General features: G+C 46.8%; 22 protein-coding genes and 2 tRNA genes. 19 read left to right on the top strand and 5 right to left on the bottom strand.

What is annotated here, in order from left to right:
• The first annotated feature begins 99 nt into the window (after positions 1–99).
• The 9 genes from DWZ16_RS10615 (at position 100) to proC (ending at position 10,584) form a co-directional block, all read left to right on the top strand.
• A complete protein-coding gene (locus DWZ16_RS10615) occupies positions 100–2,676 on the top strand; it encodes a transglycosylase domain-containing protein (protein WP_243021998.1) in 2,577 nt (858 codons plus the stop codon).
• A 383-nt stretch (positions 2,677–3,059) separates the two neighbouring features.
• Entirely contained in the window at positions 3,060–4,139 is a 1,080-nt protein-coding gene (locus tag DWZ16_RS10610) for a Gfo/Idh/MocA family protein (protein WP_107001112.1), read from the top strand.
• Positions 4,140–4,155: 16 nt separating this feature from the next.
• Positions 4,156–4,872, top strand: coding sequence for a hypothetical protein (locus tag DWZ16_RS10605; protein WP_118522761.1), 717 nt, complete (start codon positions 4,156–4,158; stop codon positions 4,870–4,872).
• Positions 4,873–4,940: 68 nt separating this feature from the next.
• The gene (locus DWZ16_RS10600; RefSeq protein WP_118467181.1) at positions 4,941–5,450 is read left to right on the top strand and encodes a TRAP transporter small permease; all 510 of its coding nucleotides are present in this window, start codon (positions 4,941–4,943) and stop codon (positions 5,448–5,450) included.
• A gap of 16 nt (positions 5,451–5,466) precedes the next feature.
• On the top strand, positions 5,467–6,747 hold the full coding sequence (locus tag DWZ16_RS10595) for a TRAP transporter large permease (RefSeq protein WP_118467183.1): 1,281 nt from the start codon (positions 5,467–5,469) through the stop codon (positions 6,745–6,747).
• Positions 6,748–6,777: 30 nt separating this feature from the next.
• Positions 6,778–7,836: a TRAP transporter substrate-binding protein gene (locus DWZ16_RS10590; protein ID WP_182427337.1), complete on the top strand. Its 1,059-nt coding sequence runs from the start codon at positions 6,778–6,780 to the stop codon at positions 7,834–7,836.
• 35 nt (positions 7,837–7,871) lie between these two features.
• Complete coding sequence (locus DWZ16_RS10585) at positions 7,872–8,843, top strand: hypothetical protein (protein WP_118522759.1); 972 nt, start codon at positions 7,872–7,874, stop codon at positions 8,841–8,843.
• Between the two features lie 190 nt (positions 8,844–9,033).
• Entirely contained in the window at positions 9,034–9,648 is a 615-nt protein-coding gene (locus DWZ16_RS10580) for a GntR family transcriptional regulator (protein ID WP_182427336.1), read from the top strand.
• 105 nt (positions 9,649–9,753) lie between these two features.
• Complete coding sequence (gene proC, locus DWZ16_RS10575; protein WP_118522757.1) at positions 9,754–10,584, top strand: pyrroline-5-carboxylate reductase; 831 nt, start codon at positions 9,754–9,756, stop codon at positions 10,582–10,584.
• Between the two features lie 96 nt (positions 10,585–10,680).
• On the opposite strand, the gene DWZ16_RS10570 is transcribed toward proC, so the two are convergent.
• Complete coding sequence (locus DWZ16_RS10570; protein WP_118522756.1) at positions 10,681–11,589, bottom strand: AraC family transcriptional regulator; 909 nt, start codon at positions 11,587–11,589, stop codon at positions 10,681–10,683.
• A 179-nt stretch (positions 11,590–11,768) separates the two neighbouring features.
• Here DWZ16_RS10570 and DWZ16_RS10565 point away from each other — a divergent pair, with 179 nt between their 5' ends.
• The 4 genes from DWZ16_RS10565 to DWZ16_RS10550 all read left to right on the top strand — a co-directional run bounded on the left by DWZ16_RS10565 (position 11,769) and on the right by DWZ16_RS10550 (position 16,404).
• A complete protein-coding gene (locus DWZ16_RS10565; protein WP_118522755.1) occupies positions 11,769–14,156 on the top strand; it encodes a glycyl radical protein in 2,388 nt (795 codons plus the stop codon).
• Positions 14,157–14,266: 110 nt separating this feature from the next.
• The gene (locus DWZ16_RS10560; RefSeq protein ID WP_118522754.1) at positions 14,267–15,253 is read left to right on the top strand and encodes a glycyl-radical enzyme activating protein; all 987 of its coding nucleotides are present in this window, start codon (positions 14,267–14,269) and stop codon (positions 15,251–15,253) included.
• A 211-nt stretch (positions 15,254–15,464) separates the two neighbouring features.
• On the top strand, positions 15,465–15,752 hold the full coding sequence (locus tag DWZ16_RS10555) for a DUF2325 domain-containing protein (RefSeq protein WP_022358490.1): 288 nt from the start codon (positions 15,465–15,467) through the stop codon (positions 15,750–15,752).
• Between the two features lie 241 nt (positions 15,753–15,993).
• Complete coding sequence (locus tag DWZ16_RS10550; protein WP_118522753.1) at positions 15,994–16,404, top strand: metal-dependent transcriptional regulator; 411 nt, start codon at positions 15,994–15,996, stop codon at positions 16,402–16,404.
• Positions 16,405–16,585: 181 nt separating this feature from the next.
• On the opposite strand, the gene DWZ16_RS10545 is transcribed toward DWZ16_RS10550, so the two are convergent.
• Complete coding sequence (locus tag DWZ16_RS10545) at positions 16,586–17,215, bottom strand: DUF4397 domain-containing protein (protein WP_118522752.1); 630 nt, start codon at positions 17,213–17,215, stop codon at positions 16,586–16,588.
• A gap of 67 nt (positions 17,216–17,282) precedes the next feature.
• Here DWZ16_RS10545 and DWZ16_RS16890 point away from each other — a divergent pair, with 67 nt between their 5' ends.
• A complete protein-coding gene (locus DWZ16_RS16890) occupies positions 17,283–17,414 on the top strand; it encodes a hypothetical protein (RefSeq protein ID WP_412694332.1) in 132 nt (43 codons plus the stop codon).
• A gap of 41 nt (positions 17,415–17,455) precedes the next feature.
• Here the strand turns inward: DWZ16_RS16890 and DWZ16_RS10540 are convergent.
• Positions 17,456–17,527: transfer RNA gene (locus DWZ16_RS10540), tRNA-Glu, on the bottom strand.
• A gap of 18 nt (positions 17,528–17,545) precedes the next feature.
• Positions 17,546–17,619: transfer RNA gene (locus DWZ16_RS10535), tRNA-Pro, on the bottom strand.
• Between the two features lie 318 nt (positions 17,620–17,937).
• Here DWZ16_RS10535 and DWZ16_RS15495 point away from each other — a divergent pair.
• Positions 17,938–18,081 carry a hypothetical protein gene (locus DWZ16_RS15495; RefSeq protein ID WP_022358601.1) on the top strand — a complete coding sequence of 48 codons (144 nt, stop codon included), beginning with the start codon at positions 17,938–17,940 and terminating at the stop codon, positions 18,079–18,081.
• A gap of 225 nt (positions 18,082–18,306) precedes the next feature.
• Here DWZ16_RS15495 and DWZ16_RS10530 read toward each other — a convergent pair whose 3' ends face one another.
• A complete protein-coding gene (locus DWZ16_RS10530; protein ID WP_182427335.1) occupies positions 18,307–18,990 on the bottom strand; it encodes a 3D domain-containing protein in 684 nt (227 codons plus the stop codon).
• A gap of 469 nt (positions 18,991–19,459) precedes the next feature.
• On the opposite strand from DWZ16_RS10530, the gene hrcA reads away from it, so the two are divergent.
• From hrcA to dnaJ, 4 genes are all read left to right on the top strand, one after another.
• Entirely contained in the window at positions 19,460–20,503 is a 1,044-nt protein-coding gene (gene hrcA / locus DWZ16_RS10525; protein WP_118471932.1) for a heat-inducible transcriptional repressor HrcA, read from the top strand.
• Positions 20,504–20,534: 31 nt separating this feature from the next.
• The gene (grpE, locus tag DWZ16_RS10520) at positions 20,535–21,146 is read left to right on the top strand and encodes a nucleotide exchange factor GrpE (protein WP_118471934.1); all 612 of its coding nucleotides are present in this window, start codon (positions 20,535–20,537) and stop codon (positions 21,144–21,146) included.
• A 144-nt stretch (positions 21,147–21,290) separates the two neighbouring features.
• Positions 21,291–23,159, top strand: a complete 1,869-nt coding sequence (gene dnaK / locus DWZ16_RS10515) for a molecular chaperone DnaK (protein WP_022359496.1) — start codon at positions 21,291–21,293, stop codon at positions 23,157–23,159.
• A gap of 385 nt (positions 23,160–23,544) precedes the next feature.
• The gene (gene dnaJ, locus DWZ16_RS10510) at positions 23,545–24,699 is read left to right on the top strand and encodes a molecular chaperone DnaJ (RefSeq protein ID WP_118522751.1); all 1,155 of its coding nucleotides are present in this window, start codon (positions 23,545–23,547) and stop codon (positions 24,697–24,699) included.
• The last annotated feature ends 232 nt before the right edge of the window (positions 24,700–24,931 follow it).

Genomic DNA, 24,931 nt, shown 5'->3' with positions numbered 1-24,931 from the left:
AAAAAGTTGCTGTCCGCAGACAGGCATTTTTGAAGTCTAAGGTGCCGCCTGAAAATAGAATGGAAGCAACCATAGATACATAGGAAGATGAGGAAAGAGATGAGGGAGAAACAGACGAGAGAGGACGCCTCCGGCGTTCGAAAGAAGCCGGCAGCTTCATCCGCACGATCTTCGGGCAGGCGGGGCACCGCAAAGAAAAGCGGGAAAATTGATGTCGGCAAGCAAAAGAAAGCGGGCAAAAATAACAGCCGGAGCGGTGGGCAGATCGTGTTCCATGCGATGGCAAGGATCTTTGGAACCATGTTCAAGACGCTTCTGGTGTGTCTGGTACTGCTGGTGATTGGCGGTGCCGGATTTGGCGCATATAAGCTGATTCCGCTCTATGAGGACTATAAAAGCCAGATAGAGGGAGTGGTGGAAAACAGTACGCTGGATACGTTCCGTTTGCAGGAGGCAAGTTATATTTATGATTCCAACGGTAATGTGCTGGCGAAGCTGACGGGAGACGAGGATTCCAGTTATTTGACGTATGACCAGATACCGCAGAATGCAGTTAACGCATTTGTGGCGATCGAGGATCGGACGTTCTGGGAAAATCCAGGCATTGATATAAAAGGTATTTTTCGTGTCGCAGTCAATTACTTTTTGACTGAGGGAGCAGAAAAGCACGGCGCGAGTACGATCACCCAGCAGTTAGCGAGAAACCGTTTTCTGACCCGCGAGGTGTCGATGGAGCGGAAGATCAAGGAGATGCTGATTTCCTTAGATCTGACGAAGAAATACACCAAAGAGCAGATTATGGAGTTCTATATCAATGATATTAGCTTCGCAAACACGTACTACGGGCTTCAGGCGGCTGCAAGAGGTTATTTTGGCAAGGATGCGGATGAACTGTCCTTGAGCCAGACGGCATATTTGTGTGCGATTCCGAACTCGCCGACGTATTACAACCCGTACCGTCATCCGGAAAATGCGCTGACACGCCGCGATAAGATTCTGGAAGATATGCTGAGTATGGGATTTATTACGGAGAAAGCGTGCAAAGAGGCAAAGGCGGAGGAGATCACGGTCAACCGTCAGAGAGTGCCGCTGCACAACTATGAGACGACGTATGCGATCGACTGTGCGATTCGCTATCTGATGCGCCGTGACGGTTTTGAATTCCAGTATGGATTCCGCAGCGACGAGGCTTACAAAGAGTACAATGCCAATTACAACGAGGTGTACAACCAGGAGCGCGATGCGCTCTATACGGGCGGCTATAACCTTTATACCTCGTTGGATCCGGACAAGCAGACGATCCTGCAGGATGCATTAGATGGAGTTCTGTCCTTTGATGGCAATACATCCGAAAACGGCGTTTACAAGCTGCAAGGCGCGTCCACCGTTATTGACAACAAGACGAACCGCGTCGTGGCGATTGTGGGTGGACGCAGTCAGGAGACGGATACCTACACATTAAACCGTGCGTTCCAGAGCCCGAGACAGCCGGGAAGTTCTATCAAACCGTTGATTGTGTATACACCGGCACTGGAAAATGGTTACACATCGGAAACAAGGATTCCGAATATCGATATTGACGCGGCGAAGCAGAAGGGCGTGGATGTGAAGTCCCTTTCCGGCGAGAGGCTGGAGCTTCGAAATGCGGTCGAGCGAAGTAAAAATGGTGTGGCATGGTATATCTATGATGATATCACACCGGATGTTGGCATGGCATATTTAACCCAGATGCGCTTCGCGAGTGTGCAAGCGGCGGACTATTATCCGGCGACCTCCCTGGGCGGCTTTACCACCGGTATGACGACCGAGGAGATGGCGGGCGCTTATGCGGCGCTGTCAGACCGGGGACAGTACCGCGAACCGACCTGTATTATCAAGATGATCAATAACCAGGGCGAAGATATTTTTGAAGATTATGAATCGGTTCAGGTTTACCAGGAGAGCAGCGCCGTGCTGATGACCGATATTTTAAAGGGAGTTGTCACAAAAGGTACGGCGGCGTCGATGGGGTGGAGCGGCAATATAGAGGCGGCCGGAAAGACCGGTACGACCAACGGCAGCCGTGACGGCTGGTTCTGCGGCATGACGCCATATTATACGATGACGGTCTGGGTTGGCTACGACCAGCAGAAGACACTTTCCAGCCTGTACGGCGGCACGTATCCGGCGAAGATCTGGAAAAATGCGATGGAAAAGATGGTAGAGGGGCTTCCGGCGGCGTCCTTTGATACCCCGGAGACGGACAATGGACGCGGAGAAGGAACCTATCTGGCAGGTCATCCGGATGCATTTGAAATCACAACCAGCGGATATACCGCGGCGAATTTCAGAAGGGATCATTTGCTCTCGGATGAGGCGGCGAAGCTTCTGGAGTCTGCAAAGAGCGGCGATTCCGGTCGCAGCAGCAAGGAGTTAAAAGAAGACGCCAGCGCCAAGATCGAGCAGATCAAGAGCGAATCCATCAAAGAGCGGATGCAGCGGATCTACAAGACGGGTACGGCAGGAAAACGGTATTCAGCCCCGGCGGTGGTGCCGGAAACAACTGCCGAGACAGTTGAAGATCCGGCAGAATCTAGCACGACGATCGTGCCGGCAGGACCGGGCAGCGACATCGGACCAGGACACGGTCCGGCGCAGGAACCGGCAGTGGGTCCGGCGGCGGAGATTGGACAGTAAAGAATTGAAAATGAGAAGAGTCATTTGATGCAGAGACATTAAATGGCTCTTTTTTGTTTTGTAGAAAAGAATTGTTCTATGAAATCTGTTCAAGATTTATGTGGAATCAATGGCGGAAGAATATTTGAATGAGAATAAAATTGACCGATTGTTTATGCAATAAGGGAAATATGGGGGAAAATGGAATGGAAATGTACAATACAATGAAATAAAACATGATAAAAGATCAATACGATTTAAAGTTCGTCAAATAAAATCAGAAAACGACTTGAAAATAAAAGAATAAAGTGCTAATATATCAGTAAGATATCTAAGATATATTAAAGAAATAACAAAGTGCATGTACTAATAAAAGATTAAAAAAGAAAGGAAGGAAAAAGAGTATGGGCGACAAAATCAGATTTGGTATAATCGGCGGCGGTATGGCAGGTCCGTTAAATGCAGGAGCACTTCGGGATATCCCGGAAGCAGAGGTTGTTGCATTCTGTGACGTGAAAGAGGATGTGGCAAAGGAATTCAGCAAAGAGTACAATATTCCGTCTTATTACACGGATTATAAAGAGATGCTGAAACGAGATGATATCGATGCTGTCTGTGTAGTAACACCTCCATTCCTGCATGAGCAGATGGTTGTGGACTGCGCGAAGGCTGGCAAACACGTAATGTGTGAGAAACCAATTTCTGTCGATTGTAATGCAGCTGACAGGATGATTGCAGCATGTAAAGAAGCGGGCGTTAAATTTGGTGTTATCTTTATGTACCGTTTCATGGATCAGGCTCAGCTGATCAAGAAAGCGCTGGATGAAGGCAAGCTTGGTAAACTTCTTTCGGTTGATTGTTCTGGAAAATGCTTCCGAAGCGATGAATACTATGCTTCCGGTGCATGGAGAGGTACATGGAAAGGTGAGGGCGGCGGTTCCCTGATTAGCCAGACCGTTCATTTTATTGACTTAATGCTTTATTTAGTCGGCGATGTAGAGAGACTGACTGGTAATTATATGACAACCCTGCATCCGGATATTGAAGTAGATGACGTAGCCAACGCAATATTCAAATTTAAGAATGGGGCGTTGGGAAGCCTGGTAAGTAGTAGTGCAGTCCGTCCGGGTTATCCGCGTCACATCGAAATCCATGGTGAAAAAGGTACGATCAAGATTGTGGAAGAAGAGATCGTAGAATGGAAAGTAGAAGGCATGAACGAGGATGATTACCTGACCAAGGTAAAAGTTGACTCTGGTGATACAGCAACGGGTGCTGGCTATGTGGCAACCGAAAATCACAGAAGACAGCTTACTGATTTCATCCATGCGATCAAAGAAGATCGTGAGCCGATGGTAGACGGCGTAGAGGGAAGAAGAACACTTGAATTTATCCGTGCGATTTATCAGTCGAGCGACCTTGGTAAAGAAGTGCATTTCCCGATCCAGGAAGATGAAAAATACGGAAAGAAGACAGCTTGGTAATAAGGAGGTATAGATTATGGAAAAGAAGATGTATACAGAGACGTTGGAAAAGGTTCGCAATGATTATGCGGTTCGCAATATTGATAAATTAGAGGCAGCGATCAAAGCCGGTGATATGGAAAAAGCGCTGGAGCTGCACAAATTAAATGTAGAGAAAAAGACAGGATTTCACCATTTCGCAGTCCGCTGGGTAAATCAGACATTACGCAATTTCAAGAAATGGGCACCGGATGAGGCGATCTTTGAATGTATGGAAGACTATGCATTATGGTGCTATCCGCCATGTCTGCAGGACTGGATGGAGAAATATAAAGCGGGTCAGGCTACATATAAAGATTTCCCAATGGAAGATTTCCTGGAGAACCGTGCAGTATTATGGTCTGCTCTTCATGATAACGGCGATCAGATTTGGGAAGAGGATGAGGAGAAGATTACCTTTACACTTCCGCGTTGTAACAGCGGCGGCTGGCTGGTAACCGAATGTCCAGACAAGGTACAGACTTTAGATAAACCGGATCCAAGAGCTTATAATAAGGAAGGATTCCAGTGCTACTGCCTGAACTGTACAACCATGTGGGAGTTTGGTTGGTACAAATGGTTTGGATGGCCATTATTCATTATGGATGTGCCGACTATCGGCAGTGACGGTAAGTGCGTGATGGTTATGTACAAAGATCCGAAAGATATCCCGGATTCTTACTATGAGAAACGCGGCTTGGAGAGAAAGATCTAATGAAAAACCGGCGGCAGTTTCACAGGCTGCCGCCTTTGTAAAAACTATCCAGGAAAGGGGGATACGTTATGAAAGAAAAGGGGAACCCACTTCTCCAGATAATTCGAAATGTAAATGATGCGGTAGTAGTTGTTCTTTTTCTTGCGATGACAATTACGGTTATTATTCAGGTTTTTTTCCGTTTTGTAATACAGAGTCCTCTTAGATGGACCGAAGAATTAGCAAGATATCTGATGATATGGCTGGTATTGATGGCATCGGCGATTGCGATGAGAAATCGTTCTCACCTTCAGGTAGATGTTCTGACATCTGCACTTCCGCAAAAGCCGAAACGCATTTTGACCGCGATTGTAGATCTTTTAACGATTGTTTTCTTATGTATTATGACATATTTCGGGTTCAAAGTAGTACAGTCTACGACGGCTCAGACGTCTCCGGCGATGCAGATTCCGATGGCTTTGATTTACGCGGCATTCCCAACCGGTGGAGCTTTGATGATTATGGAACAGCTCCTTACCTTTATCGAACGCTTAAAAAACAAGAATGCACCGGAAGAACCGAGAGAATTTATAGATTAGTAAAGGAGGCTGCGATATGTTAGGATTTTTATTTATCTGTATTTTGTGTCTGTTTCTAATCGGAGCCCCTATTTTTGTTGCACTCGGAATGGGAACGACACTTTCGATTATGCTTGAGGGAAATTTCCCATTGGTTTTGGTACCGCAGAGAATGTTTGCGGGTCTTGACAGCTGGCCGATCATGGCGATTCCGATGTTCATGCTGGCAGGAAATCTGATGGATCAGGGCGGTATGTCCAAACGGATTGTAGATTTTGCAAGTGCGTCGATCGGCTTTGTAAAAGGAAGTCTGGCGATGGTAGCCGTACTGGCATCCATGATTTTCGCGGCAATTTCCGGTTCAGCAACGGCTGGAACAGCAGCAATCGGTTCGATCATGACGCCTGCATTTAAAGAAAAAGGCTATAACATGAGTTTCGTAACGGTTCTGCTCTCAGCAGCAGGAAGTATCGGACCGATTATTCCGCCAAGTATCTTAATGGTTCTGATTGGATATTCCACAGGTGCATCTGTTGGTCAGTTATTCCTCGGAGGCGCTATTCCTGGAGTTATGATTGGTGTGGCACTGATGGTCTACTCCTATATTCACGCTTCCAGGGGCGGAGATGCATATATCCAGACAACCAAGTTTGATCCGAAAGAAGTACGGAGAACGATGTTTTCTGCACTTCCTGGTTTAGGACTTCCGATTATCATTATCGGTGGTATCATCAGCGGTATCTTTTCTGCAACTGAAGCAGCGGCTGTGGCGGTTGTCTATGGCTTCCTGGTAGGTATGTTTATTTACAAAGAAATTACATTGAAAGATTTACCTGGTATTTTTGTTAAGTCCGCGCAGACAGCGGCTGGCATCATGATTATCACAGGCTGCGCTTATATCTTTGCATGGTTTATCACAGCAAAACAGCTGCCGCAGCTCTTAATCCAGGTTATGAATACATTCATCACAAGTAAGACTGCATTCCTTATTTTCTTAAATATTGCGCTGTTTTTAGTTGGAATGTTTATGGAAAGTTTCTCTGCAATTATCGTTTTAATGCCGATCTTATTCCCGGTAGCAACCGCTTATGGAATCGACCCGATTCACTTTGGTGTTATTGTCTGCATCAACCTGGCGATTGGATACGTAACACCGCCTTATGGAGCAACTTTATTCGTTGCCTGTGGATTGACCGGCAAGAGTGTAAGAGAGGTATTCCCGTTTGTAATTCCTACGATTCTTGCAATGTTAGTTGTACTGATTATTGTTACATATTTCCCGCAGACCTATTTATGGCTGCCGCAGTTAATGGGATAAAAAGATGAAATGAAAGGAGGATTTATTGTTATGAAGAAAAATGTGAAACGGTTTGTAAGCATGACGATGGCGATGCTGGTGGCAGCTGGTTCTCTGGCAGGATGTGGAGGAGGCGGCAGCGCTTCCACAGGAGAGTCCGCAAAGGCAGCGGCTAATACAGGCGGTTCATCCGGTGGTGCGGTGACCGTAAAGGTTTCCTTATCACAGGCAGCAACCGAACCTCCGGTAAAAGCAGCGGAGTATTTTAAAGAGATTGTGGAAGAGCGCTCCAATGGCGAAATTAAAGTAGAAGTATATCCGGATAACCAGCTTGGCAACGAGCGAGATGTCATTGAGGGTATGCAGCTTGGCACTGTAGAGATGGCGATGACGTCGGTAGCGCCGTTCTCCAGCTTTGTTCCATCTGTTAATATATTCTGTCTTCCGTTCCTCTGGAGAGATAAGGAACATATGTATTCCGTTCTGGACTCTGACGAGATTGGAATGTCCTATAGCGGTGACTGTGAGGAGAAAGGCTTCCATCTGATGGGCTTCCTGGATTTGGGAACCAGACATATCATGACAACGCAGAAGACGATCAACAGCATCGAAGATTTAAAGAACCTCAAGATCCGTACTATGGAAAATCAGGTACAGCTGGATTCCTTTACCGCATTCGGCGCAAGCCCGCTGCCGATGGCATACGGCGAATTATACACAGCGCTGCAGCAGAACATCATTGACGGTGCAGAAGCGGCCAATACAAACTATTATTCCAAGAAGTTTTATGAGGCAGCGCCGCACTGGGCAATGGTTGGATGGACCAACGACTTAGGTATCTGCGTAGTTGCTAAGAATTTCTATGATTCTCTTTCGGACGAGCACAAACAGATTATCGATGAGTGCACCAAAGAAATGATCGATAAAGAGAGAGAACTTTATACAGCATCTGAGGATGAGTGTTTGGAACTGTTAAAGGGAGAGGGCATCGAAATCACAGAGCCGGATCGCGAACCATTTATCGAGGCAGCACAGAGCGTATATGATCAGTGGGGCGATAAAGTAGGCGGAAGAGATAAAATTGACGCAATCGTTAATTATGGAAAATAAAATGTGTTCAGTGACAGAGAAAGGCAAAGGTGTATATGGGATTTGATTATCAAAGTTTTTTGAATGACAAGATTTTTGAAGAATTAAACAAGATAAAAGCCTTTTCTCCGGAGGTTGTTGAGCAGGAAGCGGCGGCGCGAAAAAAACCGGGATTTCCGCATGATAAGCTGGTATTTGCGGCAGCGGATCACAATGCCAGAATGATCAATGAGTACAAAGGAAATCCGATTGGTTTAAGTAATAGGCGGGAGTATTTATCCCGCCTGGTGCGGATGCTGCAGAGTGACCAGATTGATGGAATCGAGGCGACACCGGATATTATTGAAGATTTATTTATCCTCAATAAATTGCAGCGGGAACGTGGAGAAAAGGCGTTTCTGGATGGGAAGATGCTGGTTGGCACTGTGAACCGGGGCGGTCTGAAAAATACAGTATGGGAGATGGACGATATGCCGTCCTGTTATACAGTCGATCGCCTAGTGAAACTTCGGATGGACGGTGTAAAGTTTATGATCCGTCTGAATCCGATGGATGAGCGAAGCAAATATACGGTTCGGTACTGTGCAGAAGCTGTCAATGCAGCAGAGTCAGCTGGTCTTCCAATTTTTATCGAGGCGCTGTATGTAGAAACAACGGAAACGGGGTTTACGATGAAGACGGATTCAGAGAGTCTGTGTAAGGTAGTCGGCGTGGTAGGCGCTCTTGGCTGCCGTGCATCCGGCAAATGGATTGAAGTTCCGCTGAATCATGAATATGCAGTTCCGACGGCGGCGACCACCTGTCCGGTGCTGGTAGTTCCAGACGAGGTAAAGAGTGAGCCGATTGAGGTTGTAGAAGAGTACACGAAAGAGATCGGAATCAGCAGCAATATCCGCGGAATCTTGCTGGGACGAAATGTTATGTACAATGAATCGGATCCGCTTCCAATTGCGGAAGCGATCGCGGATATCTGGCATAAGGGCGGCAACGCGGAAGAAAATTACAAGCGATGCGTCGAAAAATTATAAGAAAAAATAGGGTATATCAGGTTACTGGGCATGTATGTGTGAACAGTAACTATATCAGAAACGGGGTATATACAAAAGTCTAATTGAATTTGATCCTTATTTGCGCTATTATAAAAATAAGCATTCCTGTAGACTAAAAGAAGTTGGATGCAAATCACAGATTTGTTCTACAAGAAAGATGAGGGAAACAATGCGAGTTAGTGATGTGGCATACGAGAAGATTAAGATGATGATTATTACAGCCAGACTTCGCCCCGGACAGACATTAGTAGAGGCTGAATTGATGGAAGAGCTGGGGATGGGACGAACTCCCATCCGTGAGGCACTGAATCGACTGGCATGGGAAAACTTTGTGAAAATTGTCCCGAGACAATGTATTATGGTAAATGAGATTTCCTTATATGAAGTGGAATCGATTTATCAGATGAGATTTGCTCTGTCTCCACTTGAATCAGAGCTTGCTGCTATGAATCGGACGGAAGAAGATTTAAAGCGGCTGAAAGACAGCCTGGAAGTCCTGAGAGAGGAGACAGATGCGGAAGAAAGAGTTCTTTTGGATCGAGCATTTCATAGAATTATTTCTTCTATGACTAGGAATCCGTTTCTTGAGCGGGAGATGAATAATTATCAGGATTTGAGTATTCGTCTTCTGTTTTTAAACCGGATTAATTTATCTTCGATTGATGATATGGATATTGGACATCATGAAGAAATTTATCGTTGTCTTCAGGAGAGAGATGTAAATAAATTGATATCGGTTCAGAAAGCGCATGTTCAGGCATTTAAAGAAAAATTTATCCGCTGAGAGCGGGAACTTCCCTTCGCTGAAAGGCGAAGGGAAATATAAGCCGCATAAGATATATTTGAAGTATATTACTAACTCGGACTTTAAGTTGAAAGGAGACCAGCTATGAAAAAAATTGCTTTTATTGGAAGTGGAACTATGGGTACAGCTCTTGCAACGGCAGCCTGCAAGGGAATTGATCCATCGGAAGTTGTGATTACAGATGTGGTTACAGAAAAAGGACAGAAATTAGCGGACGAGCTGGGATGCAACTTTGTTGAGACCAATGGAGAAGCGATCAAGGCAGCTCATTATGTTGTGTTCTGTGTAAAACCGCAGTTTTTAAAGGGTGTTCTGGAAGAGGTGAAACCGGTCTTTGCGGCATGTGCAGAAGAAGGGCAGGAAAAAATTATCGTTTCGATTGTAGCGGGTGTTGAGGTTTCAACCTATATGAAAGAATTAGAGTTAGAAGGAAAGAATGTTCCGGTTATCCGTATTCTCCCGAATACAGCCTGCTTGATTGGAAAAGGTTTTATCCTGATCGAACAGGGCGACAGCTACACGAAGGAACAGGAGGACGAATTCCGGTATATTCTACGTGAAGCCGGTGGATTTGACAGCCTTCCGGCCTCCCAGTTTGTGGCAGGCACAGTATTAACATCTACATCCCCGGCGTTTATCGCAATGTTTGCTAATTCTCTGGCAGACGGCGGCGTTTACAATGGTCTTTTACGTTATCAGGCGAGAAGATATGCACTGGAAGGAATCCTTGGAACCGTGCAGCTGTTTTTACAGAGCGAAAAGCATCTTGAGAATTTAAAAGATGATGTGTGTTCTCCGGCTGGTCCGGCGATGATCGGTGTGAAGACACTGGAAGACCGTGGGTTCCGCAGCAGCGTGATCAATGCGGTTGTCGATGCTTATAAACGATTTGATGAAATTGGAAAATTAAAATAATCGTTGCATCATCCTGAAAAAGCCCCCCTTTATATTTTTATACCACCTTAACAGCCGGTCGGTTTCCCTGATGAAGAGAAGCCGACCGGTTTCCCATTAACTGCTTGGGATATCTGGTTTTGATAAGTGCTGTTTCCGGTACTGTGCCGGTGTGCAGCCAATGATCCGTTTGAATGTGGCGATGTAATTGCTGACCTGGTTGTATCCGACCAGTCCGGCAATCTGTGAGATGGGCAGATCGCGGTGAAGGAGGGAAACACTGGTCTGGATGCGGTAATTAGTTAAATATCCATAGGGAGTTGTGTGAAGAATATTTTGAAAAATCCGGCAGCATTCTCCGACGCTGATATTGGCTGATGCAGCCAGGTCTGAGAGCTGTAAATCATCTGCGTAATGTGCATAGATGAACAGGAGAATGGATTGCAGGCGCTGCTGGCGCAGGAGGTTAATAGAGGTAGAATTCCCACTGCTGTGAAAATTGGAAATCAGCAGATTCCACATCGAGGCAATCTTAATGCAGATAGAATATTCATTGCCTTTAACCTGATTGGAAAGAAATAAATCGGTTATTTTTTTGTGCAGTCCGATCAACTCTTTTTGCCATTCGGATTCCGGGTGAATAGAGAAAGCGGAGAATTTCCCACCGGCGGTATAGGGCAGGACGTAGTCCTGATCCATGCGGCTTCCAGGAAAAAAGGCAAGAAGGCGGTAAGGAAAATTGAGGCTCGCATAGGAGCCGTCTTCCGACATCTGTGTGACGGCATGAATCAGGGAGGTGTTGACGAAAATCAGATCTCCAGCCTGTCCGGGCAGAGAAAGATTATCTACCTGCATTGTCAATGTTCCGCTTAGTACGAGGGTAAACTGCAGCTCATCATGCCAGTGGAAGTCGCGCAGCCAGCGTCCCGGCGGCTGCATGGAATGAATATCAGAATAGTAGACATTGACCGGAAAATCTTGATCTTGATAGTGGTTGATTTCCTGTAACTGGGAAGTAGATTTCAAAGGATCCCTTCTTTCTATAAAAATTCAATATGTTAAGATTTTGGTATTTTTAGTTATTGATATTGTACCATTTCCACATAAGAATTGCTATACTTTTAAACGAAAAGAGATTTATAGCAGGTACTAAAAAAATAAATCCCACAGAATGGGAATGTGAGAAAAAAATAGGAGGAAATCAGATGGCAGCAATCGAAAGAAAACCATACATGGATCGGATTGACCGATTAAAACAGAGAGTATTAAAGACCAAGCCAGAGATGGATCTGGAAAATGCAATTATCCTGACAAAGGGCTTCCAGGAATCGGAGGGACAGCCGCTGTGCATTCGGAAAGCATATGCATTTAAGAAACAGTGCCTGGAGAAAACTGTAAAAATCTGGGGGGATGAGCTGATTGTCGGCAATGCCGGAAGCAAGCAGCGCGGCGGTATTTTAAGTGTCGATACCTGCTGGTCGGTTCTGGATGAGGAGCTGGATACCATCAGTACCCGTCCATATGACCCATTCTATCTGCGCCCAGAGGATCGGAAGGCATTTGAGGAGATCATCCGCCCGTACTGGAAGGGACGTTCCACGTATGAGCAGTGGCTGGTACAATGCCCGGATTTTGCGGCAACCTTACGTGACTGCGGCGCTCTTTACATCAACCGTAAATCAGTTCGTGGCTGGGGCGAGACGACTGCGGGTTATTCCAGAGTCATTAAAGAAGGCATGGAGGGAATCAAGGCGCATATCCATAAAGTGCTTGATACACTTGATATTACCCGTCCGGGTGACTATGAGAAGATTGAATACTTGAAAGCGATGGAGCTGGCAGCTGACGGTATCTCCGCATTGGGACACCGCTATGCGGCAGAGGCGAGAAAGCTGGCAGAGGCAGAGCCGGATGAGAAGCGCAGAAAAGAACTGTTACAGATTGCAGAGACCTGCGATCAGGTTCCGGAAAAACCGGCGCGTACCTTCCGCGAGGCGATTCAGTCGATGTATATTTATCAGACCTGTATTTTCATGGAGCAGAATGCAGCAAGCTACAACCCGGGACGTATGGATCAGTATCTTTACCCATTTTATAAGGCAGATATCGAGGCTGGCCGTTTGACAGAGGAAGAGGCGCAGGAACTTTTGGACTGCTTATGGGTTAAATTCTCTGAGCAGTGCCTGTTCCAGGATCAGGTAACCGCACAGTTTTCCGCCGGTTACCCAATGTTCCAGAACGTATGCTGCGGCGGTGTGGATGAGCGCGGCATGGACGCAGTCAATGACGTGTCGTACCTGATTTTGCAGGCAACCGCAGAAGTACAGTTATATCAGCCGTCCCTGTCTGTCCGCTACAATATGGCGAAGAATCCGAGCAGCTTCTTAAAGAAGATTGCAGAGGTTATCAAGCTTGGAACCGGTTTCCCGGCATTCCACAACGATGAAGTTGGTATCGAGATGCTCCTGAACAAGGGAATCCCGTTAAAAGAAGCATATAACTGGAATCCATGCGGCTGTGTAGAGACGAACCTGGAAGGAAAACAGAGATGCTACACCGCATATGCAGACTTCAACTTAGGTTCTGCGGTTGAATTTGCTCTGTTAAACGGTAAGAGCCGTAAATATGGCATTCAGGCATCTGAGGCGACCGGCGATCCGACTGCCTTTAATACCTACGAAGAGTTTGAAGAGGCAGTCAAAGAGCAGATCCGCTATGAACTTCGCGGAACCGTGGCTTCCAGCCATGTATGCGATGACATTGGCTTTCAGAGGGTCGTTCCGGCACTTTCCCTTTCCTTCTATGAGTGCGTAGAGAATGCGAAAGATTACGCGTGGGGCGGTGCGAAATATAACCTTGGAAATGGTATTGATGCGATCGGCGTAGCAGACCTGATCAACAGCCTGATTGCAGTAAAGAAACTTGTATTTGATGAGAAAAAAGTAACGATGCAGCGTCTTCTGGATGCACTGGATGCAAACTTTGTGGGTTATGAGGATGTCAAGAAGATGTGTGATGAAGCTCCGAAGTACGGCAATGATGACGACGAAGTAAACGAGCTGACCGGTGATATGTTCTGTTTTATCGCGGACTATATCGAGTCGTTCCACAGCAAATTCGGCAAGATGACACCGGGTATTCTTCCGGTATCTGGAAATACTCCGTTTGGTCTGGAGGTCGGTGCACTTCCGTCCGGACGTCTGGCTTGGAAACCGTTAGCAGACGGCGTATCTCCGAACCAGGGAACCGATACCGAGGGTATGGGCGCTGTATTGAAATCCATTTCCCACATTCCGCATGGCCGTTTCAATCAGGGAACCCTGCTGAATGTAAAGATGGATACGGTATTCCGAGACAGCCCGAACTCGACAAAAGAACTGATGAACTACCTGCGGAGTCTCTGCTCCCTGGGCGTATTCCACACACAGTTCAATGTCATCGATACGGAGACCTTAAAAGAAGCACAGAAGCATCCGGAGGATTACAACGGACTGCTGGTACGTGTAGCTGGTTATACAGCATATTTTACAGAGCTTGGAAAAGAAGTACAGGACGATATCATTTCCAGAACTTCACATTCCAATATCTGCTAGGAAAAAGAGTGAAATCTGCCGTGTTTCATAAAAATGCGGCAAATCAGCTACTGTGCATCATGCGCGGTGGCTGGCAGCAGGCAAGGTGTACTTGACAGGAGGAACAGCGTATGGAATTAAAAGCAAATATTCTTCGGATTGAGCGGTTATCCCTCTCCGATGGGAAGGGAATGCGGACGGTTGTATTTTTTAAGGGCTGTCCCCTGCGCTGTGCCTGGTGTTCGACACCGGAGTCGCAGTCGGGGCAGCGGGAAGTCTACTATATGAAAGAGCGCTGCACCGGATGCGGCGCCTGCATCCAGGTCTGTCCGGAACAGGCACTTCGCCGGAGCGAAAAAACGGGAGAGATCGTGAGGGATCACAGCCGCTGTAAACAGTGCTTTCAGTGTGTGGATGCCTGCAATTACCGGGCACAGCAGATCTATGGCAGGGAGATGACCGTAAAAGAAGTAATGCGCGAGATCCAGAAGGATGAGATGTTTTTCTTCTATTCTGATGGTGGAGTGACACTTTCAGGAGGTGATCTGTTCTGTCAGACGGATTTTGCGGAAGCATTGCTGGAGGCCTGTAATGACGCCTGCATCAATGCGGCGGCAGAGTTAGATATGTTTACTTCGTTTGAAAATGTGAAACGGATCGTGCCGCATCTGCAGATGTTTTATGTGGATGTGAAAACTATGGATCCGGAAAAGCATAAAAAATGGACGGGGCAGGATAATGCCTGTATTCTGGAAAATATCCGCAAAGCCGATGCGATCTGCGCGCCGCATTCGATTCATGTCCGTGTGCCGCTGGTAGAAGGAGTCAATGATGATGTGGAAAATATTCGGAAAACGGCGCAGTTATGCCAGGAACTTAAAAATTGTCAGGAATTGGAATTTCTGCCATATCATAGACTGGGGCTTCATGCATACCGGCAGCTGGGAAGAAACTATCAATTAGAAGAACATGCGTCGATGAGCCGTTGGGATGTGTATCAGAAAATGGGATTTCTGTGCGAAACGGATTGGATGTTTGATATAGCGATATCAGGATTGGAGGTGTATAAAGCTGGAATAGGAAAAACGGGAGTAACAGAGGAGGTGTTAAAAGCGTAAAATACGATAAAAATTAGTATTGGATAAAAATGGATAATGGGAAAATGCGTACCGTGTGAGATAAGGTTGGTTGGTGAAAAATAGTCTTGCACGGTACGTTTATTTCTATGAATTTTCTATGAATTTCAATTTTCCTCTGGACAAACAAGATAAGTTAGTGTATACTAACTTCATCAGCAGTTAGACAGAACTAACTTTCGGAGGATAAAATATGAGTGTTGTAATTGTAGGTGGTCATGACCGCATGGTCAGCCAGTACGTGAAAATCTGCAAATCATTTAACTGTAAGGCAAAGGTATTTACACAGATGACGGCGGATTTCGGCAAACAGATCGGAGCGCCGGATCTGCTTGTACTCTTTACAAGCACCGTTTCCCATAAAATGATTCGGACGGCGGTTGATGGTGCAAAGGGAAGCCGGACAGAAGTTGTCCGCTGCCACACCAGCAGCAAAACCGCGTTGGAAGAAATTTTGCAGGAACACTGTGCAGCTTGCTGACGTATTTAAATGCGAAGCCACGGCAAATTCCGTTACTGGGTACGTATGCGTGAACAGTCACTCCGTCGGTTTCTGGAAACGATAGATTGATTTCGATATGGTTTGAAATATTCTTCCAAATATGGTATTCTAGTATATAGTATTATGGTAACTGGTCGGCAGCTTGGGAAGACTATTCTGCGGGAGACGGGAAGGCACGAAGCCAGGCCGGTTATGTGTTAGAAGTTTGGAGGGAATCACTTTGAAAATACAGCAGTCAGCAGAGGATTATCTGGAAACGATTCTTATGTTAAGCTATCGCAAGCCGATGATCCGTTCGATCGATGTAGTCAATGAGCTGGGGTATTCAAAACCAAGCGTCAGCGTTGCGATGAAGAATCTTCGTGAAAACGGTTATATTTCGATGGATCATGAGGGATATATCACTCTGGAGCCGTCGGGACGGAAGATCGCGGAGATGATTTATGAGCGTCATACATTACTGACAAGGCTTTTGGTAGCGTTGGATGTGCCAAGAGAGGTGGCAGTGGAAGATGCCTGCCGCATTGAACATGTGATCAGCCCGCAGAGTTTTGAGGCAATCAAAGAATTTGCAGCCGCGCATCTGGCAAAGATCGAGAAAGCAAACCGGACAGATGAGCCGGAAAAATAGATGGCTGTTCAAGATTCGGACAGTTATATTCTCATCATAAATTTATAATTGCAGAGGACACGGAAGAGAGACCGCACGCGTGAACGTGGCGGTCTCTTTTTTCATAGGAAATTACGTCCTATGAAAAAACGCTCCGCGGGATGTGCACTCGCGTGAAGAAGCTTTTCTCAAATAAAAGCGATCAGGCGTTGAGCATCTGCACCGAAAAATCATTAAAAGTACCCAGAACCGCCAGCGTGTAGCTGTAACCGCTGCGAAGCCGGATATTTGTGTTGACGATGGCGAAGCCCGGATTGGTTCGGCGGTAGACGGTCAGCTGGTAGATGCCGGGGATGATGTGCATGTAGCGCGTATAATTCATGTAATCCAGATCAGATACGACCAGACGTCCGTTCAGGTAGATATCGATCGGTTCGCGGATGGAGGCGGCATTGTAGAAACGCAGGTGCGCGATCTCCGACGAGGTGGAAAAGAACGGCGAGAGAATGCCCCAGGTCCAGAGTGCGCCATTTGGAGATGGCTTCCAGTTGGAACCGCCGCAGTTTATGCAGCCACCGGTGTTCGGGCTGCCATGATTATTGGACGGCAGGCTGGGCATCACATCTCCGTATGGTCCAAAGCCCGGAGATACCTGAAGATCATTGGATGAGCTGTCCGGATATGTTAAGATAACAGGAGGCTGAGAACTAAATCCAGACTGTGCCGTATCACTGGTTCCAGCTGCTGCCGCATCCGTCTCCGGTGCCGCCGCCGGAGTCATGTCAGCATCCCCCTCAGGCACTGCTGCTGCATCGTAGTTGTATGTTTCCATAAAAAGATACCTCTTTTCATATTGGCTATATTGCAGTATATGAAGAAGAAAAAAGGAGAGTTACTATTTGCAGGCAGGAATTTTCTGGACTGAAAATCCTGTTCGATACTGTAGAAAAGCGTATTTTGCCGATCTGGAATGCGGAGCATCGGCAAAAATCAGTTATAGTTTACATGATTTGGTGAAAGGTCAAGAATGAAGAAAATAAAAAAGAGACTCGAATCTCGAATCTCTTTCCAATGACCTGTCCGGGAATCGAACCCGGGTTTACGCCGTGAGAGGGCGTCGTCTTGACCGCTTGACCAACAGGCCATATTTAATTTTGTTCAATCGAGGCGACGTGATTCGAACACGCGACCTCTGCGTCCCGAACGCAGCGCTCTACCAAACTGAGCCACGCCTCGATATGATTTTCTCGCTTTTGAAGCGGTGCTCATCAGCGACTCCTATATACTATCACGCCTTCCCAAAAAATGCAAGCGTTTTTTTAAAAAAAATTGAAAAAAGTTTTAAAAAATTGAAAAAACCCTTTAAAATCAATATTTTCACGCTTTTAACTTATATTTCGAAATTATTATGAATAACGTAAGAAAGCGAAAGGATGATTAAAGTCCTGCTAAGGATGCGCCGAAACTCTTTTCATTTTGGATAAAAAGAATAAAATGGGGAACAAAGCATAGTGAGCTTGCATTGAAAAATGAATGAGTCAGGAGGAATTAAGTATGAACATCATCGCAGCCATCTTATTTGGAATATATGGAGTGATCGGAGGCGTGAGTACCGTCGTATGTACCGTGAGCATTCCGGGTATCATTATTTGGAAAATTTACCGGAAAACGAAATATCATAAGGCGCTGACGGATTAAGTAAAATAAGGGTAACTGTTCAGTAGGTCTGTGCATTTACTGCGCTGACCGTACGAAAACATGGGCTAGCAGGCAAAAATCCCATTGCCGTAGGCAATTTTTAATGGATTTTTGCGCGTGACTGTGAAGGTACTGAACAGTTACAAATAAGAATTATAAAAAAAGGGTCTTGCAGGTAAAAGATTTTCTATCTGCAAGACCCTTTTTTGCTTAAAATTAATGTAATTATCGGACAATATAGACATCGGCGCTTCTCTTTCCATACTGCAGTGCCTGACTGTGGGAATTGAAGAAGATGTCCAGCTTGTTTCCGCGGATGCCGCTGCCGCTGTCTTCGACGGTATAGACAACGCCGTTGATGCGGAGTTTAGTTCCGAGCGGGAATACGCGCAAGTCGGCGGAAATGGTATGTCCTGCCTGCGGAATGGTGCCGGATTTAGTGCGGTTCTTTCCACCACGGCAGCATCTGCGGCAGCTGCAGTAAGCAGTTGTCGTAAAACGTCCGGCGTAGATTTCAGCAGGTGCCTCTGCTTCCTGTGCCTCGGCAGCAGCATTTGTGTCAGTATTTTCAGTCATTGCAGCTTCGTCAGCGTTCTCTGCCTCTGCCTGTGCAGACTCATTTGAAAATGCAGCGACTTCTGCCTCGGAAGAGTTCGTGTCAGCTGCTTCTTCCGCAGCAGCGTTTGTCTGCTTTCTAATCAGCTCCGGATCGGAAGCCGGACCAGATGGTGTCTGGGCTGCTTCGGTGGAAGTGCCGTTTGTTTCTTCACCGGCTGCCGCATCTATTTGGGAGACAAGCTCGGTTCCGGCATCTGTGGCTGCCAGTGTATTCATGGTGCCTGCCATGAGACAGACCAGGCTCATTGCCGTTGTGGCAAGTCCGCGCCGCATGGTGTTCATCATATTCATCAAATAAAAACCTCTCATTTCAATTTAGATTCATTTGTCTCACCGCAACGATTGTGTATCTCACAAATATTGCAATGCGTTTACAAATGTTATAATTTGTTACTATTATATTACAAAAATGTTAAATGTCAAGCCGGAGAGCCGGAAATAGGGCTCTGGGAGCGGTCGGAGGTTCGACAAGCCGAAAATTTGTTCGAACGCAAACAGGAAAGCGGGTGAGTGAGTTTCTACTTATAGAAAGTGTGAAAATCAGCGTGCCTAAAAACAGGGTATGCAGAATGGAAAATTTTATTCGAAAAAAGAAGAAAAAATTTTTTTAAAAACCGAAAAAAATCATTGACAAATACTTGCGCAAGTAATATAGTATGAACTGTAGATATTAGCACTCTGATAGATTGAGTGCTAACAGAAAACTTCCAGAGCGGGTTTAAGAGACCGGCGGAAGCGGATGCACGGAAGGAGAGATTGGATGGAACTGGATGAGAGAAAAGAAAAGATTTTGAAAGCGATTATCCAGAACTATCTGGAGACCGGAGAGCCGGTTGGTTCCAGAACGATCTCCAAGTATTCCGATTTGAAACTCAGTTCGGCGACGATTCGAAATGAGATGTCGGATCTGGAAGAACTGGGATATATCATTCAGCCGCACACATCGGCAGGCCGGATTCCTTCAGATAAAGGATATCGTTTCTATGTGGATCAGTTGATTCATGAGAAGGAGACGGAGGTCACGCAGGTGCGTGATATGGTCATCCAGAGAGTAGATCGGGTGGAGCTTCTGTTGAAGCAGATGGCAAAGCTTTTGGCGAGCAATACGAATTATGCGACGCTGATCAGCGGACCGCAGTATCACCAGACGAAGATCAAGTTTATACAGCTTTCCAGAGTGGAAACCGGGAAACTCCTGATTGTCACTGTTTTAGAAGGCAACATTATCAAGAACTCGATTGTGACACTTGATGCGGAACTGACCGATGAGGACATCCTGAATCTGAATATTCTTTTAAATAGCGGTCTCAACGGATTGACGATGGAGCAGATTAATCTGGATGTCATTACCCGGATGAAAGGGCAGGCAGGTGAGCGCAGCCACATCGTGGATGTGGTACTAAGCGAGGTGGCCGAGGCGATTCGTTCCGGCGAGGAAGATTTACAGATTTACACCGAAGGTACGACGAACATTTTCAAATATCCAGAACTGAGCGATGGCGCGAAAGCCAGCCAGCTCATCGGGACACTGGAGCAGAAAGACCTCTGGAGAGAGATTCTTACCGAGGACGATGCGGACAGCGATAAGAAAAATGAGATTCAGGTCTACATCGGAAGTGAGACACAGGTGCAGTCGATGAAGGACTGCAGTATCGTTACTGCCAATTATGAATTGGGGGACGGACTTCGGGGAACGATAGGAATCGTTGGACCGAAACGAATGGATTATGACAAAGTTGTATCGACCCTGCGCTCATTAAAGAGCCAGCTCGATCAGACATTCAATCATAAAGATACCGAGTAGCACGGATGTGCAAAATAAAGAGGTGAGAGACATGGCAAAGACAGAGATAGATTCCAAAGCAGCCGAGGCAGCAAATGAGGAGCAGGTAAAAGAAACAGAAACCCAGGCAGAAGCTGAGGCAGTGAAGGAAAAGGAAGCTTCTTCGGAAGACGCACAAGCGCCGGAGGGAGAAAAAGAGAAAAAAGGATTTTTCTCCAAGAAGAAGGATAAGAAAGATGAGCAGATCGAGGAGCTGACGGATCGCCTGAAGCGCACGATGGCTGAATTTGACAATTTCCGGAAACGAACGGAGAAAGAAAAATCAGCAATGTATGAGATTGGCGCAAAGGACATCATCGAGAAGATTCTCCCGGTGGTGGACAATTTCGAGCGTGGTCTGGCGACCATCCCGGAGGGCGAAGAAAAAAGTGCTTTCGCCGAGGGCATGGATAAGGTTTACAAGCAGCTCGTAAAAACACTGGGCGATGCAGGTGTAAAGCCAATCGAAGCGGTTGGTCAGCCATTTGATCCGAACTTCCACAATGCAGTGATGCATATTGAGGATGAAAACCTGGGTGAGAATGTGGTAGCCGAGGAGTTCCAGAAAGGCTATGTATACCGCGACAGCGTGGTTCGCCATAGCATGGTAAAAGTGGCAAATTAAAATAGGTAACACGTAGACAGCTGGCACCCAGAATTCGGTGCTGGTGGTTGATTTGATATAATATAGACAGACAGGCGGCAGAATTTAGCTCCTATGAGGAGAAAGAGAACTGCCAGAAAAAGATAATTTCAGGAGGAAATAACTATGAGCAAGATTATCGGTATTGACTTAGGTACAACAAACAGTTGTGTAGCCGTTATGGAAGGTGGTAAACCGGTTGTTATCGCAAATACAGAAGGTATCCGTACCACACCGTCCGTTGTGGCATTTACAAAGACAGGCGAGAGACTGGTCGGCGAGCCGGCAAAGCGTCAGGCAGTTACCAACGCTGAGAAGACCATTTCTTCTATCAAGAGACACATGGGCAGCGACTACAAAGTAACCATTGATGACAAGAAATATACGCCGCAGGAGATTTCAGCGATGATTCTTCAGAAGCTGAAAGCAGATGCAGAGAGCTACTTGGGCGAGAAGGTAAACGAGGCAGTTATTACTGTTCCGGCTTACTTCAACGACGCACAGCGTCAGGCAACCAAGGATGCAGGTAAGATCGCTGGTCTGGATGTAAAGAGAATTATCAACGAGCCGACGGCAGCAGCGCTTGCGTATGGCCTTGATAATGAGAAAGAGCAGAAGATCATGGTATATGACTTAGGTGGCGGTACATTCGATGTTTCCATCATCGAGATCGGTGACGGCGTTATCGAGGTTCTGGCAACCAACGGCGATACACATCTGGGCGGCGATGATTTCGATAACCGTATTACCCAGTGGATGATCGACGAGTTCAAGAAAGCAGAGGGTGTAGACCTTTCCGCTGATAAGATGGCGCTTCAGAGACTGAAAGAAGCAGCTGAGAAAGCGAAAAAAGAGCTTTCTTCCGCAACTACAACCAATATCAACCTTCCGTTCATCACTGCAACCAGCGAGGGACCGAAGCATCTGGATATGAACCTGACCAGAGCTAAATTTGATGAGCTGACTAGAGACTTAATCGAGAGAACCGCAATTCCGGTACAGAACGCACTGAAAGATGCTGGTATCACTGCTTCTGAGTTAAGCAAAGTACTTCTGGTAGGTGGTTCCACACGTATGCTGGCAGCACAGGAAGAAGTAAAACGTCTGACTGGTAAAGAGCCGAGCAAATCCTTAAACCCGGATGAGTGCGTAGCAATCGGTGCAGCTATCCAGGGTGGTAAGCTGGCTGGCGATGCTGGTGCCGGTGATATCCTTCTTCTGGATGTAACTCCGCTGTCCCTGTCCATCGAGACTATGGGTGGTGTAGCAACCAGACTGATTGAGAGAAATACCACAATCCCGACCAAGAAGAGCCAGATCTTCTCTACCGCAGCTGATAACCAGACCGCTGTTGATATCCACGTTGTACAGGGCGAGAGACAGTTCGCAAAGGACAACAAGACACTGGGAACCTTCCGTCTGGATGGCATTCTTCCGGCAAGAAGAGGTGTTCCGCAGATTGAGGTTACCTTCGATATTGATGCAAACGGTATCGTAAATGTATCTGCAAAAGACCTTGGTACAGGTAAAGAGCAGCACATCACGATTACCTCTGGTTCCAATATGTCCGATTCCGATATCGATAAGGCAGTCAAAGAGGCAGCTGAGTACGAGGCACAGGATAAGAAGAGAAAAGAGGGCATCGATGCAAGAAATGAAGCTGACTCCATGGTATTCCAGACCGAGAAGGCTCTGCAGGATGTAGGCGATAAGATCGATGCAAACGATAAAGCAGCCGTAGAAGCTGACTTAAATGCACTGAAAGAAGCTATCAACAAAGCTCCGATCGACCAGATGACCGATGCACAGATTGATGAAATCAAGGCTGGCAAGGAAAAACTGATGAACAGCGCACAGGCACTCTTCAGCAAGGTTTACGAGCAGGCACAGGCAGCTGGCGCAGCAGGAGCACAGGGCGGAGCTCAGGGTGCAGCTGATGCAGGAAGTGCACCGCATGACGATAATGTAGTTGACGGAGACTTTAAAGAGGTATAATATAATAGGCAGCCATTTTTCAAAGAAAAATGAGCGGATTACGAATGTTTTTGAGGATTGCGGGAGCACGCAGTGCGGAGCAATCCGGGGCATCGGGGTATCAATAGAAAAACGCAGTGAGGGGCTGTCGCAGGAATCTGCGGCAGACCCCCATTTGTAGGTTGTGGGGTAACTGTTCAGTAGGTCTGCGCATTTACTGCGCTGACCGTACGAAAACATGGGCCAGCAGGCAAAAATCCCATTGCCGTAGGCAATTTTTAATGGATTTTTGCGCGTGACTGTGAAGGTACTGAACAGTTACGTTTTGGGAAGATAAATAGATACGATAGAAACTCTGCCGGATGCGGTCAAATGCACCGGCGGATTTTGGGAAGGAAGAGCTGAAATGGCAGAGAGTAAGAGAGATTACTATGAGGTCTTAGGCGTCACGAAGGATGCGGACGATGCGACACTCAAAAAAGCATACAGAACCCTGGCCAAAAAGTATCATCCGGATGCAAATCCGGGCGATCAGGCGGCAGCCGATAAATTTAAGGAGGCATCGGAGGCCTACAGCGTACTGAGTGATCCGGAGAAGAGACGTCAGTATGATCAGTTCGGCCATGCGGCTTTTGACGGCGGTGCAGGCGGCGCTGGCGGATTCGGTGGTTTTGATTTCAACGGCGGCGATATGGGAGACATTTTCGGAGATATCTTCGGAGATATTTTTGGCGGCGGACGCAGCCGCGGCGGCAGAAGCAACGGACCGATGCGCGGCGCGGATGTGCGTACCAGTGTGCGGATTACTTTTGAAGAAGCGATCTTCGGCTGTGAGAAAGAGCTGGAGTTAAACTTAAAGGAAACCTGTGAGAAATGTCATGGAACGGGTGCAAAACCGGGAACCCAGCCGCAGACCTGTCCGAAATGTAACGGTAAAGGCAAGATCATGTACACGCAGCAGTCGTTCTTTGGTCAGATTCAGAATGTACAGACCTGTCCGGATTGTAACGGAACCGGAAAGATCATCAAGGATAAATGCCCGGATTGCTACGGAACCGGCTATGTAGCGAAGAGAAAGAAGATCAAAGTGACGATCCCGGCAGGTATCGACAACGGTCAGATGCTGCGTGACCGCGGCAACGGCGAACCAGGTACCAACGGCGGTCCGCGCGGAGATCTGCTGGTAGAAGTAGTGGTATCCCAGCACCCGATCTTCAAGCGTCAGGATACAACGATCTACTCAACCGTGCCGATCTCCTTCGTGAAAGCAGCACTCGGTGGTCCGATCCGCATCAAGACGGTGGACGGCGAGGTAGAGTATGAGGTCAAACCGGGAACCCAGACAGATACGAGAGTCCGTCTGAAAGGAAAAGGTGTTCCGTCTTTGCGTAACCGCAACGTGCGCGGCGACCATTTCGTGACGCTGGTGGTACAGGTTCCGGAGCGCATGACCGAGGCACAGAAGGAAGCGCTTCGCAAGTTTGACGATGCCATGAACGGAATTGCACCGGAGGGCGAGAAACATAAGAAGAAAGGACTGTTCGGAAAGCTGGAGAAATAGAATACGGACAGGACAAAAATAGAAAAGAGCTGTCGGGCTGACATAAAAATGCGGCGCGGCAGCTCTTTGTTTCTGTTTCATAGAAAATTACGTCCCATTACGCGTTCTGTAACAGAATATAGTTACTGTTCACGCATACGTGCCCAGTAACGGAATTTGCCGTGGCTTCGCATTTAAATACGGCAAATTCCTGCTGCCACCACGTTTTCTTACGGCACTTTCGGCTCCAAAA

Origin of the sequence: Clostridium sp. AF29-8BH, assembly GCF_003478145.1 — a bacterium.
GTDB classification, from domain to species: domain Bacteria; phylum Bacillota; class Clostridia; order Lachnospirales; family Lachnospiraceae; genus Otoolea; species Otoolea fessa.
Note: the sequence above shows the minus strand (reverse complement) of the source record. Positions and strands in the feature narration are given on the sequence as shown.